Here is a 15,554-nt window from a genome sequence, read left to right on the forward strand (position 1 = left end):
GTGACGATGGTGCCAGGAGGAAGTCCCCGACCGTGCACGCCTGGCACTGACCGCAGGGGGTAACCGACCGTAGACGAGCTGAGGAGCACATGTCTGCCGAGAGCACGCCGGGTCCGGGTATACCGGGCGATACCGGCATCACCGGGCCGCGCCACCGCGCCAAGGGCCGACGCCGCAAGCCCCGTAAGCGCCACAAGGCCCTGATGGTGACGGCCTGGACCGCTGCGGGCATCGTCGCCGTGGGCGGCGCCGGGGCGGGCTACGTCTACTTCAAGCTCAACGGCAACCTCAAGAGCGTCGACATCGACCAGGCCCTCGGCGCGGACCGGCCCAAGAAGGCCGACAACGGCTCGGAGAACATCCTCGTCCTCGGCTCCGACACCCGCGCCGGCGGCAACAAGAAGCTCGGCGGCGGCAGCGACGACGGCAGCGCCCGCTCCGACACGGCGATGATCGTGCACGTCTACAAGGGGCACAAGAAGGCAAGCGTGGTCTCCATCCCGCGCGACACCCTCATCGACCGGCCCGCGTGCACGGACACCAAGGGCAAGGAGTACCCCGCCGCGAACGGCGTGATGTTCAACTCCGCGTACTCCACCGGCGGGGCCGCCTGCGCCGTGAAGACCGTCGAGTCGATCACCGACCTGCGCATGGACCACTACCTGGAGGTCGACTTCGCCGGCTTCCAGAGGCTCATCGACGACCTCGGCGGCGTCGAGGTCACCACGACCAAGAGCATCGACGACCCCGACAGCCACCTGAAGCTGAAGGCCGGCACCCACAGACTCGACGGCGAGCAGGCCCTCGGCCTGGTCCGCACCCGGCACGGCGTCGGCGACGGCTCCGACCTCGGCCGCATCCAGCTCCAGCAGGCCTTCATCAAGGCCCTGGTCAACCAGGTCAAGGACGTCGGCGTCTTCACGAACCCCAAGAAGCTGCTCGACCTCGCGGAGACCGCGACCAAGACGGTGACGGCCGACTCCGACCTCGGCTCGGTCAACAAGCTCGCGTCCTTCGCGGGCGGCCTCAAGGGCATCACCCCGTCCCACATGCACATGGTCACGATGCCGGTGGCCTACGACCCGGCCGACCCCAACCGTGTCCTCCTCCAGAAGAAGAAGGCCGACGAGATCTGGAAGGCCCTGCAGGACGACAAGCCGATCCCGAAGAGCGCGACGAAGGGCACGGCGACGGGTGAGGCCAAGGGTGTCGTGAGCGGTACCTGAGGGCCGCGCCCAAAGGGGCGCGGGGCTGTATCGATATGCGGCTCCGCCGCGCGGGCGCGAGCACCCCCCGACGACCCGCGGGGAACAAACAACGGCAGCCCCCGGTTTTGGGGGATGGCGCCAGTCCTGGCAGACTGGTACGTCGGCCCCGGTTCACGCTCCCGCACCCCGCGGCAGCGACCCGGAGCCCTCCCGAAACCTAGGAGACACCTTGAAGCGCGACATCCACCCCGCGTACGTCGAGACGCAGGTCAGCTGCACCTGCGGCGCGTCGTTCACCACCCGCAGCACCATCGAGTCCGGCGCGATCCGTGCCGACGTGTGCTCCGAGTGCCACCCGTTCTACACGGGCAAGCAGAAGATCCTCGACACCGGTGGCCGCGTGGCCCGCTTCGAGGCCCGCTTCGGCAAGGCCGCCGGCTCCAAGAAGTAGCGAGCCCCATTTCGCCGGTCCGCGGACGCGCCCCCTCACCGGGCGCTCCGGGACCGGCGTTTTTGGTCGCCCGCCCTTCACCCCCGTCCCTGCACAGGAGCCCAAGATGTTCGAGGCCGTCGAGGAACTCGTCGCCGAGCACGCCGACCTGGAAAAGAAGCTCGCCGACCCGTCGGTCCACGCCGACCAGGCCAACGCGCGCAAGATGAACAAGCGTTACGCCGAGCTCACCCCGATCGTCGCCACGTACCGCTCCTGGACGCAGACGGGCGACGACATCGAGACCGCGCGCGAGTTCGCCGCCGACGACCCCGACTTCGTGGCCGAGGTCAAGGAGCTGGAGCAGCGGCGCGAGGAGCTGACCGAGAAGCTGCGCCTGCTCCTCGTCCCGCGCGACCCCAGCGACGACAAGGACGTCATCCTCGAGATCAAGGCGGGCGCGGGCGGCGACGAGTCGGCCCTGTTCGCCGGTGACCTGCTGCGCATGTACCTGCGGTACGCCGAGCGCGTCGGCTGGAAGACCGAGATCATCGACGCCACGGAGTCCGAGCTGGGCGGCTACAAGGACGTCCAGGTGGCCGTGAAGACCAAGGGCGGCCAGGGCGCCACGGAGCCCGGACAGGGCGTGTGGGCCCGCCTGAAGTACGAGGGCGGCGTGCATCGCGTGCAGCGCGTCCCGGCCACCGAGTCCCAGGGCCGTATCCACACCTCCGCCGCCGGTGTCCTCGTCACCCCCGAGGCCGAGGAGATCGACGTCGAGATCAACCCGAACGATCTCCGCATCGACGTCTACCGCTCCTCCGGGCCGGGCGGGCAGTCCGTCAACACCACCGACTCCGCCGTGCGCATCACGCACGTCCCGACCGGAGTCGTCGCCTCCTGCCAGAACGAGAAGAGCCAGTTGCAGAACAAGGAGCAGGCACTGCGTATCCTGCGCTCCAGGCTGCTCGCCATGGCGCAGGAGGAGGCGGAGAGGGAGGCCGCCGACGCCCGCCGCAGCCAGGTCCGCACCGTCGACCGCTCCGAGAAGATCCGTACGTACAACTACCCGGAGAACCGCATCTCGGACCACCGTGTCGGCTTCAAGGCGTACAACCTGGACCAGGTCCTGGACGGCGACCTCGACGCGGTGATCCAGGCCTGTGTCGACGCGGACTCGGCCGCCAAGCTGGCCGCCGCGTAAGGACACATAGGAGTACCGAACACCGGAGGACTTGCGTGCAGCAGTCATTTGGGGGGCGACCCCCAAGCCCCCGCAGCGTGCTGCTCGCGGAGGTGGCCCAGGCCACCCAGCGGCTCGCCGACGCCGGCGTGCCCTCGCCGCGCACCGACGCGGAGGAGCTCGCCGCGTTCGTGCACGGCGTCAAGCGCGGCGAGCTGCACTCCGTCAAGGACTCCGACTTCGACGCCCGCTACTGGGAGGTCATCGCCCGCCGCGAGGCCCGCGAGCCGCTCCAGCACATCACCGGGCGCGCCTACTTCCGGTACCTGGAACTCCAGGTCGGCCCCGGGGTGTTCGTGCCCCGGCCGGAGACGGAGTCCGTGGTCGGCTGGGCCATAGACGCCGTACGGGCCATGGACGTCGTCGAGCCGTGCATCGTCGACCTGTGCACCGGCTCCGGCGCCATCGCGCTCGCCCTCGCCCAGGAGGTGCCGCGCTCGCGCGTGCACGCCGTGGAGCTGTCCGAGGACGCCCTGAAGTGGACCCGCAAGAACGTGGAGGGGTCCAGGGTCGAACTGCGCCAGGGAGACGCCCTGACGGCCTTCCCGGACCTCGACGGCCAGGTCGACCTCGTCATCTCCAACCCGCCGTACATCCCGCTCACCGAGTGGGAGTACGTCGCCCCCGAGGCGCGGGACCACGACCCGGAACTGGCCCTGTTCTCCGGCGAGGACGGCCTCGACCTCATCCGCGGCCTGGAGCGCACCGCGCACCGGCTGCTGCGCCCCGGCGGTGTGGTGGTCGTGGAGCACGCCGACACCCAGGGCGGCCAGGTGCCGTGGATCTTCGCCGAGGACCGGGGCTGGACGGACGCCGCCGACCACCCGGACCTGAACAACCGCCCGCGTTTCGCCACGGCCCGCAAGGCGCTGCCGTGAGCACACCGGGCACACCCCAGTCTTCGTGGACTTCATTCCAGCAGCACGTGTACGAGGAGGCCAGCTAAAGATGGCACGGCGATACGACACCAACGACGCGACCGACCGTGTGACCGGTCTGCGTGAGGCAGCGTCCGCCGTCCGCCGTGGCGAGCTCGTGGTACTGCCGACGGACACGGTGTACGGCATCGGCGCCGACGCGTTCTCCTCGGAGGCGGTCGCCGACCTGCTGGAGGCCAAGGGCCGGGGCCGCAACATGCCCACTCCCGTGCTGATCGGCTCCCCGAACACGCTGCACGGGCTCGTCACGGACTTCTCGGAGCTGGCCTGGGAGCTGGTCGACGCCTTCTGGCCGGGCGCGCTGACGCTCGTCGCCAAGCACCAGCCGTCCCTCCAGTGGGACCTGGGCGACACCCGTGGCACGGTCGCCGTGCGCATGCCGCTGCACCCCGTCGCCATCGAGCTGCTGACGGAGGTGGGCCCGATGGCCGTCTCCTCCGCCAACCTGACCGGCCACCCGGCGCCGGAGGACTGCGACGCCGCGCAGGAGATGCTCGGCGACTCCGTCTCCGTCTACCTGGACGGCGGCCCGACCCCCGGCAACGTCCCGTCGTCGATCGTCGACGTGACCCGTGAGGTGCCGCTGCTGCTGCGCGCCGGCGCGCTCTCCGCGGAAGAGCTGCGAAAGGTCGTACCCGACCTCGAGGTGGCGAATTGACGGCCCCTGGAGCGGGGCGTGGCATAGGCAACGGGGAAAGCGCGGCGGAGATCACGACGACGTTCGTGGGTCTTCCGCGCGACAGCTTCCGCATCCTCCACGTCAGCACCGGCAACGTGTGCCGCTCGCCCATCACCGAGCGGCTGACCCGCCATTTCGTGCGGGAGCGGCTCGGGATCCTGGGCGGCGGGCTGATCGTGGAGAGCGCGGGCACCTGGGGTCACGAGGGAGCCCCCATGGAGGCCAACGCGGAGACCGTGCTGGCCGACTTCGGCGCGGACGCCTCCGGCTTCACCGGGCGCGAACTCCTCGACGAGCACGTGATCCGCGCCGACCTGGTGCTGACCGCCACCCGCGACCACCGGGCGCAGGTCATCTCCATGGGGCACTCGGCGGGCCTGCGGACCTTCACGCTCAAGGAGTTCACCCGCCTGGTGAAGGCCATCGACCCGGCGACCCTGCCGCCCCTGGAGGAGGGCGTGGTCACCCGCGCGCGTGCGCTGGTGCGTGCCGCGGCGGCTCTACGCGGGTGGCTGCTGGCCCCGAACGCCGAGGCGGACGAGGTGTACGACCCGTACGGGGCGCCCCTTCCGTTCTTCCGGTCCATCGGGGACGAGATACACCAGGCACTCGATCCGGTCGTCACGGCCCTCACGGGCGTCCCCGCAAAGACGTAACGGCCGAGCGCGCCGGGGGCCCCGGGCCTACATTGGACGTACGTCACCGTCGACGCCGCCCGGAGCCCACCATGACGGTCACCCCTGCCATCGAGGCCGACCTCCTGCGCCGCCAGGACCCCGAACTCGCCGACATCCTGCTCGGCGAGCGGGAGCGGCAGGCGACCACGCTCCAGCTGATCGCCGCCGAGAACTTCAGCTCGCCGGCCGTCCTGGCCGCCCTCGGCTCGCCGCTCGCCAACAAGTACGCCGAGGGCTACCCCGGAGCGCGGCACCACGGCGGCTGCGAGATCGCCGACGTCGCCGAACGCGTCGCCGTGGACCGGGCCAGGGCGCTGTTCGGCGCCGAGCACGCCAACGTCCAGTCCCACTCCGGCTCTTCGGCCGTCCTGGCCGCCTACGCCGCCCTGCTGCGCCCCGGCGACACCGTCCTCGCCCTCGGCCTGCCCTACGGCGGCCATCTCACGCACGGGTCGCCGGCGAACTTCTCCGGCCGCTGGTTCGACTTCGTCGGATACGGCGTGGAGGCCGAGTCCGGGCTGATGGACCACGAGCAGGTGCGCACCCTGGCGCGCACGCGCCGGCCCAAGGCGATCGTGTGCGGCTCGATCGCCTACCCCCGGCACATCGACTACGCGTTCTTCCGCGAGGTCGCGGACGAGGTGGGCGCGTACCTCGTCGCGGACGCCGCGCATCCCATCGGGCTCGTCGCCGGGGGAGCGGCGCCGAACCCGGTGCCGTACGCGGACATCGTCTGTGCGACGACGCACAAGGTGCTGCGGGGCCCGCGCGGCGGCATGATCCTGTGCCGCGCGGAGCTGGCCGAGCGGGTCGACCGGGCCGTGTTCCCTTTCACACAGGGCGGTGCGCAGATGCACACCATCGCCGCCAAGGCGGTCGCGTTCGGGGAGGCGGCAACTCCGGCGTTCGCCGTGTACGCCCATCAGGTGGTCGCCAATGCGAGGGTTCTCGCGGCCCGGCTGGCCGCCGAGGGCCTGGTCGTCACCACGGGCGGCACGGACACCCATCTGATCACCGCCGACCCGGCGCCGCTCGGCGTCGACGGGCGCACCGCGCGGGGCCGTCTCGCCGCGGCGGCCCTGGTCATGGACTGTTGCGCGCTGCCGCACGGCGACGCCCGGGGACTCAGGCTGGGCACGGCCGCCGTCACCACGCAGGGCATGGGCGAGGCGGAGATGGAGCGGATCGCCACGCTGCTCGCGGGGGTGCTCAGGGGCGTGACCAAGACCGCGAGGGCCCGTGAAGAAGTGCGGGAGCTGGCCGGTGGATTTCCGCCGTATCCCCGCTGAGACGGGGTAAGCGCACCAGGGTGCACAGCTACTCGTGCAACCATCGTCGCTACCCGGAAGTCCCCACTCATATGCGCGCATCGCTAGGGTGTGGGGCTGTGATGGCCAGCGAGACCTGTGGGGAAGCCCGTGCGTGAATACCTGCTGACGCTCTGCATCACGGCCGCGGTGACGTATCTGCTGACAGGGCCGGTACGGAAGTTCGCGATCGTGGCCGGAGCGATGCCGGAGATCCGGGCACGTGACGTGCACCGGGAACCCACTCCGCGGCTCGGCGGGATCGCGATGTTCTTCGGCCTGTGCGCGGGCCTGCTGGTCGCCGACCACCTGACCAACCTCAACCAGGTCTTCCAGGCCTCGAACGAACCCCGGGCGCTGCTGTCCGGGGCGGCCCTGATCTGGCTGATCGGTGTGCTGGACGACAAGTTCGAGATCGACGCCCTGATCAAGCTGGGCGGCCAGATGATCGCCGCGGGCGTGATGGTCGTGCAGGGTCTGACGATCCTGTGGCTGCCCATCCCGGGCATCGGCTCGGTGGCGCTCACCCAGTGGCAGGGCACTCTGCTGACGGTGGCGCTGGTCGTCATCACGATCAACGCGGTCAACTTCGTCGACGGCCTGGACGGCCTCGCGGCCGGCATGGTCTGCATCGCTGCCACCGCGTTCTTCCTGTACGCCTACCGGATCTGGTACTCGTACGGCGTCGAGGCCGCGGCCCCCGCCACGCTCTTCTCGGCGATCCTGATGGGCATGTGCCTGGGTTTCCTGCCGCACAACATGCATCCGGCGCGGATCTTCATGGGCGACTCGGGCTCGATGCTGATCGGCCTGGTCCTGGCCGCGGGCGCGATCTCCGTCACGGGGCAGGTCGACCCGGACGCGCTCAACCTGTACGTCGGGTCGGAGAAGGAGGCCGTGCACCAGACGGTCCCCGTCTACATCCCGCTGCTGCTGCCGCTGACGATCATCGCGGTCCCCGCCGCCGACCTGATCCTGGCCATCGTGCGCCGCACCTGGCGAGGCCAGTCGCCGTTCGCCGCCGACCGCGGCCACCTGCACCACCGGCTGCTGGAGATCGGGCACTCGCACAGCCGGGCGGTGCTGATCATGTACTTTTGGTCGGCGCTGATCGCCTTCGGCGCGCTGGCCTACTCGGTCAACTCGGCGTCCATGTGGATCGTGCTCGGTGTCGTGTTCCTCAGCGCGATCGGCCTGGCGCTGCTCCTGCTGCCGCGCTTCACGCCGCGTGCCCCGCGCTGGATGGAGCGGTTCGTGCCGCCGCGCTACCGGCGCCGCGGGGTCCCGGCGCTGGCGCCCGAGGCCTCGACTCCGGCGTCCGCCACCGAGCCGGCCGCACCGGTCGCGCCCGAGGACCGCGCCCCGGTGGTGTCCGGCGTCTCCGGAGTCAACGGAGCCACGGCCATAGGCGCTCGCTCGCGTCTGGCGGACCGGCGCAAGGCCGGTACCAGGTAAGAGCCGGGGCAAGGTAAGAATCTGACTAGAGCATTGCCAAGTCGTGGCGTTGTGATGGGGGTGCGAAGCACCCCAATACCAGACAAGTCGGCGCCGTTCCTGCACAGACGCGCGGCTTCACTCTCATGTGTGACAGCCCGCACACCCTCAGGTAAAGACTGCATCAAATAGTTTGTGATACGGTTCACGAGAACCCCCCGGATAGAGCCGAAGGACCGTAGTGCGACGGTCCCTTGGTGTGAGGTCTCCACTCAGCCCGGGACTACGCTCGTCCATGACGACACCCCTGCCCCCTGCGAAAGCGGAGTTGCCGCCATGCCGTCCAATGACGCCCGGATCCTGGCCCAGGCTGCCGTGCCCACGGCCGCCGCCGGTGCTGTTGCCGCCGTCGTCAGTGGTGTGGTGGCCGGTGGCAAGGGGGCGATCGGGGCGGTTGTCGCGACGCTCATCGTGATCCTCTTCATGGGGATCGGCCTCTATGTCTTGCAGCGCACTGCCAAATCGCTTCCGCACCTGTTCCAGGCGATGGGCCTGATGCTCTACGCGGCGCAGATTCTTCTGCTGTTCGTCTTCGTCGCCGCGTTCAAGAACACAACGCTGTTCAACCCCAGGGCCTTTGCCGTCGCGCTCGTTGTCGGCACCCTTGCCTGGATCGCCGCGCAGACGCGTGCCCACATGAAGGCCAAGATCCTTTACGTCGAGCCCGATTCGACGAAGGGCGAGAAGCCCGAAAAGTCGGGGCACCCGTCGTGAGGGATAGGGCCGGGATAAAGAGGCATGAGATCTCCTGCTATCGTCCGGTGCCAACTGCGGCATCGCGGGCGCGGGCATCTGAGCTGACGCCTGCTCCATCGCGAGGCGAGATGCCCCACAGCCGCCCCCACATCCGTAACACCAGTCCCGTGCCGAACTGCGGCCCTGTGCCGCGCCGACACAACGAGGTTGCCGTACCCATGCGTCACGCCGAAGGAGCCCGTGGTGAGTGCTGACCAGACCCAGCTCGCCTTTGACTGGAGCTGTCGGATCATGTCCGACAACGGGTGTGGTTTTCCGGCTCCGGGCCTGCACTCGTTCCTCTTCAAGCCGATTGCCACGGTCGGGGGGTTCGAGTTCAACAAGGTGATGCTGCTCGCCATCATCACCACCGTCCTCGTCATCGGCTTCTTCTACGCCGCCTTCGGCAAGGCCAAGGTGGTGCCGGGCAAGCTGCAGATGGTCGGTGAGGCGGGCTACGACTTCGTCCGCCGCGGCATCGTCTACGAGACCCTCGGTAAGAAGGAGGGCGAGAAGTACGTCCCCCTGATGGTCTCGCTGTTCTTCTTCATCTGGATCATGAACATCTGGTCCGTGATCCCGCTGGCGCAGTTCCCGGTGTCGTCGATCATCGCGTACCCGGCCGTTCTGGCCGCGGTGGTGTACGTGACATGGGTCAGCCTGACCTTCAAGCGACACGGCTTCGTCGGGTTCTTCAAGAACATCACCGGCTACGACAAGTCGCTCGGCCCGGTGCTGCCGCTCGTGATGGTCATCGAGTTCTTCTCGAACCTGCTCGTCCGGCCGTTCACGCACGCGGTGCGACTGTTCGCCAACATGTTCGCCGGCCACCTGATGCTGGTCATGTTCACCGTCGCTTCCTGGTACCTGCTGAACAGCTGGATGGTCCCGGCGGCCGGCGTCTCCTTCGTCATGGCCACGGTCATGATCGTCTTCGAGCTTTTCGTGCAGGCCGTCCAGGCGTACGTTTTCGTACTCCTCGCCTGCACCTACGTCCAGGGCGCTCTCGCCGAGCACCACTGAGCCCCCAACCACTCTCCGCCCCCAGAACGTCCGGTGGCCAACCCCCATCGGTCCTGAAAGAGAAGGAAGATTCAGCATGGCTGCCCTTGAGACCCTCGCCGCCGTCGAAGGCAACCTCGGCTCCATCGGTTACGGCCTTGCCGCTATCGGCCCCGGCGTCGGCGTCGGCATCATCTTCGGCAACGGCACCCAGGCCCTGGCCCGCCAGCCCGAGGCTGCCGGTCTGATCCGCGCCAACCAGATCCTCGGTTTCGCGTTCTGTGAGGCGCTCGCCCTCATCGGCATCGTCATGCCGTTCGTCTACTAAAAGACGTTCCGGACGATCGAAACCTTTCAACGGAAGGCACTGATGTGATCGCCAACCTGGTGCAGCTGGCGGCCGAGGAGAAGCAGAACCCGCTTATTCCTCCGGGCCCCGAGCTGCTCGTCGGCACCATCGCCTTCGCCATCGTGTTCTTCTTCTTCTGGAAGAAGCTGCTTCCGAACATCAACAAGGTTCTGGAGGAGCGCCGCGCGGCGATCGAAGGCGGTATCGAAGAGGCCGAGACCATGAAGGTCGAGGCCCAGAGCGTCCTTGAGCAGTACAAGGCACAGCTCGCCGAGGCCCGGCACGAGGCCGCGCGCCTGCGCCAGGAGGCGCAGGAGCAGGGTGCCGCGCTCATCGCCGAGATGCGGGCCGAGGGCCAGCGTCAGCGCGAGGAGATCGTCGCCGCCGGCCACGCCCAGCTCGAGGCCGACCGCAAGGCCGCGTCGTCCGCGCTCCGTCAGGACGTCGGCAAGCTCGCCACCGACCTGGCCGGCAAGCTCGTCGGCGAGTCCCTCGAGGACCACGCCCGCCAGAGCCGCGTGATCGACCGGTTCCTCGACGACCTCGAGGAGAAGGCCGAGGCCGGCCGATGAACGGAGCGAGCCGCGAGGCCCTGGCAGCCGCACGAGAGCGTCTCGACGCGCTGACGGACTCCACGGCCGTGGACGCCGGCGCGCTCGCCGACGAACTGGCCGCCGTCACCGCGCTGCTCGACCGCGAGGTGTCGCTGCGTCGGGTCCTCACCGACCCGGCGCAGGCCGGTGAGGCCAAGGCCGAACTGGCCCAGCGCCTGCTCGGCACGCAGGTCAGCGGCCCGGCCGCCGACCTGGTCGCCGGAATGGTGCGCTCCCGCTGGTCGCAGTCGCGCGACCTGGTGGACGCCCTGGAGACGCTGGCCGACACCGCCGACCTCACCGCCGCGCAGAAGGCGGGCAAGCTCGACGACGTCGAGGACGAGCTGTTCCGCTTCGGGCGGATCGTCTCCGGCAGCATCGAGCTGCGTGCCGCGCTGACCGACCGCAAGGCCACCACCTCGGCCAAGGGCGAGCTGCTGCGCGGCCTGCTCGGCGGCAGGGCGCAGGCGGCCACCGAGCGTCTGGTGACGCGCCTTGTGACCGCGCCGCGGGGACGTAGCCTGGAGTCGGGACTGGAGTCCCTGTCCAAGCTCGCCGCCGAGCGCCGGGACCGCATGGTCGCCACCGTCACCTCGGCGGTACCGCTGAGCGACGCGCAGAAGCAGCGCCTGGGCGCCGCCCTCGCGAAGCTCTACGGCCGCAAGATGCACCTCAACCTGGACGTGGACCCCGAGGTCATCGGCGGAATCCGGGTGCAGGTCGGTGACGAGGTCATCAACGGCTCCCTCGCGGACCGCATCGAGGACGCCAGCCGCCGGCTCGCGGGCTGAGCAGCAACTCAATAGGCAGTACGTACTTACGACGGCCCTGGTTGGGCCGTGCAGAAGAATCCTGGGGGTCGCCCCCAGACCCCCAAAGTGAAACTTCGGGCCCAACAAGGAGAGCAGGGAACCCAGATGGCGGAGCTCACGATCCGGCCGGAGGAGATCCGGGACGCGCTGGAGAACTTCGTCCAGGCGTACAAGCCGGACGCGGCCTCGCGCGAGGAGGTCGGTACGGTCACCTTCGCCGGTGACGGCATCGCGAAGGTCGAGGGTCTGCCCTCGGTCATGGCCAACGAGCTGCTGAAGTTCGAGGACGGCAGCCTCGGTCTCGCCCTCAACCTCGAGGAGCGCGAGATCGGCTGCGTCGTCCTCGGTGAGTTCAGCGGCATCGAGGAGGGGCAGCCGGTCAGCCGTACCGGCGAGGTCCTGTCCGTCGCGGTCGGCGAGGGCTACCTCGGCCGCGTGGTGGACCCCCTCGGCAACCCGATCGACGGCCTCGGCGAGATCGAGACCGACAGCCGTCGAGCCCTGGAGCTGCAGGCTCCGGGCGTCATGGTCCGCAAGTCGGTGCACGAGCCGATGGAGACGGGCTACAAGGCCGTCGACACCATGACCCCGATCGGCCGTGGCCAGCGTCAGCTGATCATCGGTGACCGCCAGACCGGCAAGACCGCCCTGGCCGTCGACACGATCATCAACCAGCGCGACAACTGGCGCTCGGGCGACCCGAACAAGCAGGTCCGCTGCATCTACGTCGCCATCGGCCAGAAGGGCTCCACCATCGCCGGTGTGCGCGGCGCTCTGGAGGAGGCCGGCGCGCTGGAGTACACGACCATCGTCGCCGCCCCGGCGTCCGACCCGGCCGGCTTCAAGTACCTGGCGCCGTACACCGGTTCGGCCATCGGCCAGCACTGGATGTACCAGGGCAAGCACGTCCTGATCATCTTCGACGACCTGTCGAAGCAGGCCGACGCCTACCGCGCCGTGTCGCTGCTGCTGCGCCGCCCGCCGGGCCGTGAGGCCTACCCGGGTGACGTCTTCTACCTGCACTCCCGTCTGCTGGAGCGCTGCGCGAAGCTCTCCGACGAGATGGGCGCCGGCTCGATGACCGGTCTGCCGATCGTCGAGACCAAGGCCAACGACGTCTCGGCGTTCATCCCGACCAACGTCATCTCCATCACCGACGGCCAGTGCTTCCTGGAGTCGGACCTGTTCAACGCCGGTCAGCGCCCCGCGCTGAACGTCGGTATCTCGGTCTCCCGAGTCGGTGGCTCCGCCCAGCACAAGGCGATCCGCCAGGTCTCGGGCCGTCTGCGTGTGGACCTCGCCCAGTTCCGTGAGCTGGAGGCGTTCGCCGCCTTCGGTTCCGACCTGGACGCCGCGTCCAAGGCGCAGCTGGAGCGTGGTCAGCGCATGGTCGAGCTGCTGAAGCAGCCGCAGTACCAGCCGATGGCCACCGAGGACCAGGTCGTCTCCATCTGGGCCGGCACCACCGGCAAGATGGACGAGGTTCCGGTCGCCGACATCCGCCGCTTCGAGAAGGAGCTGCTGGAGTACCTGCACCGCAAGGAGCAGGGCCTGCTGACCTCCATCCGCGAGGGCGGGAAGATGTCGGACGACACCCTCCAGGCCATGGCCGACGCCATCGCGGAGTTCAAGAAGCAGTTCGAGACCTCCGACGGCAAGCTGCTCGGCGAGGACGCCCCGGCTGCCGGCAAGTGACGTAAGGAAGGGACCTGACTCATGGGAGCCCAGCTCCGGGTCTACAAGCGTCGCATCCGTTCCGTCACCGCGACCAAGAAGATCACGAAGGCGATGGAGATGATCGCCGCCTCGCGCGTCGTCAAGGCGCAGCGCAAGGTGGCGGCGTCGACGCCGTACGCGACCGAGCTCACCCGGGCGGTCACGGCGGTCGCCACCGGATCGAACACCAAGCACCCGCTGACGACGGAGGCGGAGAGCCCGACCCGTGCCGCGGTCCTGCTCCTCACGAGCGACCGCGGTCTGGCCGGCGCCTTCAACTCCAACGCCATCAAGGCCGCGGAGAGGCTCACGGCGAAGCTCGAAGGTGAGGGCAAGGAGGTCGACATCTACATCGTCGGCCGCCGTGGTGTCGCCCACTACAACTTCCGCGAGCGCAAGATCGTGGAGTCGTTCACGGGCTTCACCGACGACCCGTCGTACGCGGACGCCAAGAAGGTCGCGGCCCCGCTGATCGAGGCCATCGAGACGGAGACGGCCGAGGGCGGCGTGGACGAGCTCCACATCGTCTACACCGAGTTCGTGTCGATGATGACGCAGACGGCGATCGAGGCCCGGCTGCTGCCGCTCAGCCTCGACGAGGTCGCGCAGGAGGCGAAGCCCAAGGGCGAGATCCTCCCGCTGTTCGACTTCGAGCCCTCGGCGGAGGACGTCCTGGACGCCCTGCTGCCGCGCTACGTGGAGAGCCGGATCTACAACGCGCTGCTCCAGTCGGCCGCCTCCAAGCACGCCGCCACGCGGCGCGCGATGAAGTCGGCCACCGACAACGCCGGTGAGCTCATCGAGACGCTCACCCGGCTTGCCAACCAGGCCCGCCAGGCCGAAATCACCCAGGAAATCAGCGAGATCGTCGGTGGCGCCAGTGCCCTGGCCGACGCGACCGCGGGGAGTGACCGATAAATGACCACCACTGTTGAGACCGCGACGGCTACGGGCCGCGTCGCCCGGGTCATCGGCCCGGTCGTCGACGTGGAGTTCCCCGTCGACGCGATGCCCGAGATCTACAACGCCCTGCACGTCGAGGTCGCCGACCCGGCGCTCGCGGGCGAGAAGAAGACGCTGACCCTGGAGGTCGCCCAGCACCTGGGTGACGGCCTGGTCCGCGCGATCTCCATGCAGCCCACCGACGGCCTGGTCCGCCAGGCCCCGGTGGTCGACACCGGCGCGGGCATCTCCGTCCCGGTCGGTGACTTCACCAAGGGCAAGGTGTTCAACACCCTCGGTGAGGTGCTGAACAGCGACGAGACCTACGAGGGCGAGCGCTGGTCCATCCACCGCAAGGCCCCCGCGTTCGACCAGCTCGAGTCGAAGACCGAGATGTTCGAGACGGGCCTGAAGGTCGTCGACCTTCTCACCCCGTACGTCAAGGGCGGCAAGATCGGTCTGTTCGGTGGCGCCGGTGTCGGCAAGACCGTGCTGATCCAGGAAATGATCATGCGTGTCGCCAACCTCCACGAGGGCGTCTCCGTCTTCGCGGGCGTCGGCGAGCGCACCCGTGAGGGCAACGACCTCATCGCGGAGATGGAAGAGTCCGGCGTTCTGGACAAGACCGCCCTGGTCTTCGGTCAGATGGACGAGCCCCCGGGCACCCGTCTGCGCGTGGCCCTGGCCGGCCTGACGATGGCGGAGTACTTCCGTGACGTCCAGAAGCAGGACGTGCTGTTCTTCATCGACAACATCTTCCGCTTCACCCAGGCCGGTTCCGAGGTGTCGACCCTGCTCGGCCGTATGCCCTCCGCGGTGGGCTACCAGCCGAACCTGGCCGACGAGATGGGTGTCCTCCAGGAGCGCATCACCTCGACCCGTGGTCACTCGATCACCTCGATGCAGGCGATCTACGTCCCTGCGGACGACCTGACCGACCCGGCCCCGGCCACCACCTTCGCCCACCTCGACGCGACGACGGTGCTGTCCCGTCCGATCTCCGAGAAGGGCATCTACCCGGCCGTGGACCCGCTGGACTCCACGTCCCGGATCCTCGACCCGCGGTACATCTCGGCGGACCACTACAACGCCGCGATGCGCGTGAAGAACATCCTGCAGAAGTACAAGGACCTCCAGGACATCATCGCGATCCTCGGTATCGACGAGCTCGGCGAGGAGGACAAGCTCGTCGTCCACCGCGCCCGTCGCGTGGAGCGCTTCCTGTCCCAGAACACCCACGCCGCCAAGCAGTTCACCGGCGTGGACGGTTCGGACGTGCCGCTGGACGAGTCGATCGCCGCGTTCAACGCGATCTGCGACGGCGAGTACGACCACTTCCCGGAGCAGGCGTTCTTCATGTGCGGTGGTCTCGAGGACCTGAAGAAGAACGCGAAGGAGCTGGGCGTCTCCTGAGCCTCGCGCTCGATGT

The 15,554-nt window shown here is 68.9% G+C and carries 16 protein-coding genes; all 16 read left to right on the forward strand.

The window, feature by feature from the left end; all coding sequences use genetic code 11:
- Positions 1-89 precede the first annotated feature (89 nt).
- Positions 90-1,226, forward strand: coding sequence for an LCP family protein (locus tag AC07F0_RS25425; RefSeq protein WP_478982108.1), 1,137 nt, complete (start codon positions 90-92; stop codon positions 1,224-1,226).
- Positions 1,227-1,437: 211 nt separating this feature from the next.
- Positions 1,438-1,659 carry a 50S ribosomal protein L31 gene (gene rpmE / locus AC07F0_RS25430; protein WP_010040182.1) on the forward strand — a complete coding sequence of 74 codons (222 nt, stop codon included), beginning with the start codon at positions 1,438-1,440 and terminating at the stop codon, positions 1,657-1,659.
- A gap of 106 nt (positions 1,660-1,765) precedes the next feature.
- Positions 1,766-2,842, forward strand: a complete 1,077-nt coding sequence (prfA, locus tag AC07F0_RS25435) for a peptide chain release factor 1 (RefSeq protein ID WP_436730594.1) — start codon at positions 1,766-1,768, stop codon at positions 2,840-2,842.
- Between the two features lie 77 nt (positions 2,843-2,919).
- Positions 2,920-3,759, forward strand: coding sequence for a peptide chain release factor N(5)-glutamine methyltransferase (prmC, locus tag AC07F0_RS25440; protein WP_356924559.1), 840 nt, complete (start codon positions 2,920-2,922; stop codon positions 3,757-3,759).
- A gap of 70 nt (positions 3,760-3,829) precedes the next feature.
- Entirely contained in the window at positions 3,830-4,477 is a 648-nt protein-coding gene (locus AC07F0_RS25445; protein WP_020272587.1) for an L-threonylcarbamoyladenylate synthase, read from the forward strand.
- Positions 4,474-5,154 (forward strand): arsenate reductase/protein-tyrosine-phosphatase family protein, encoded by a 681-nt coding sequence (locus AC07F0_RS25450; RefSeq protein WP_478982109.1) that lies wholly within the window; start codon positions 4,474-4,476, stop codon positions 5,152-5,154. The genes AC07F0_RS25445 and AC07F0_RS25450 overlap by 4 nt, the downstream gene beginning before the upstream one ends.
- 71 nt (positions 5,155-5,225) lie before the next feature.
- Positions 5,226-6,464, forward strand: a complete 1,239-nt coding sequence (locus tag AC07F0_RS25455) for a serine hydroxymethyltransferase (protein WP_478982111.1) — start codon at positions 5,226-5,228, stop codon at positions 6,462-6,464.
- Positions 6,465-6,593: 129 nt separating this feature from the next.
- Positions 6,594-7,937: an MraY family glycosyltransferase gene (locus tag AC07F0_RS25460; RefSeq protein ID WP_478982113.1), complete on the forward strand. Its 1,344-nt coding sequence runs from the start codon at positions 6,594-6,596 to the stop codon at positions 7,935-7,937.
- Positions 7,938-8,252: 315 nt separating this feature from the next.
- On the forward strand, positions 8,253-8,690 hold the full coding sequence (locus AC07F0_RS25465) for a hypothetical protein (protein ID WP_478982115.1): 438 nt from the start codon (positions 8,253-8,255) through the stop codon (positions 8,688-8,690).
- Between the two features lie 273 nt (positions 8,691-8,963).
- Entirely contained in the window at positions 8,964-9,734 is a 771-nt protein-coding gene (gene atpB / locus AC07F0_RS25470; RefSeq protein WP_478982258.1) for a F0F1 ATP synthase subunit A, read from the forward strand.
- Between the two features lie 76 nt (positions 9,735-9,810).
- A complete protein-coding gene (atpE, locus tag AC07F0_RS25475; RefSeq protein ID WP_030049631.1) occupies positions 9,811-10,041 on the forward strand; it encodes an ATP synthase F0 subunit C in 231 nt (76 codons plus the stop codon).
- A 44-nt stretch (positions 10,042-10,085) separates the two neighbouring features.
- The gene (locus AC07F0_RS25480) at positions 10,086-10,634 is read left to right on the forward strand and encodes a F0F1 ATP synthase subunit B (protein ID WP_478982117.1); all 549 of its coding nucleotides are present in this window, start codon (positions 10,086-10,088) and stop codon (positions 10,632-10,634) included.
- The gene (locus AC07F0_RS25485) at positions 10,631-11,446 is read left to right on the forward strand and encodes a F0F1 ATP synthase subunit delta (protein WP_478982119.1); all 816 of its coding nucleotides are present in this window, start codon (positions 10,631-10,633) and stop codon (positions 11,444-11,446) included. Before AC07F0_RS25480 ends, AC07F0_RS25485 begins: the two co-directional genes overlap by 4 nt.
- A gap of 126 nt (positions 11,447-11,572) precedes the next feature.
- Positions 11,573-13,162 (forward strand): F0F1 ATP synthase subunit alpha, encoded by a 1,590-nt coding sequence (gene atpA / locus AC07F0_RS25490; protein ID WP_150483051.1) that lies wholly within the window; start codon positions 11,573-11,575, stop codon positions 13,160-13,162.
- 21 nt (positions 13,163-13,183) lie between these two features.
- Entirely contained in the window at positions 13,184-14,101 is a 918-nt protein-coding gene (locus tag AC07F0_RS25495) for a F0F1 ATP synthase subunit gamma (protein WP_478982121.1), read from the forward strand.
- Positions 14,102-15,538 carry a F0F1 ATP synthase subunit beta gene (atpD, locus tag AC07F0_RS25500; RefSeq protein ID WP_086601185.1) on the forward strand — a complete coding sequence of 479 codons (1,437 nt, stop codon included), beginning with the start codon at positions 14,102-14,104 and terminating at the stop codon, positions 15,536-15,538.
- The last annotated feature ends 16 nt before the right edge of the window (positions 15,539-15,554 follow it).

Source organism: Streptomyces sp. NPDC045955, assembly GCF_056430805.1.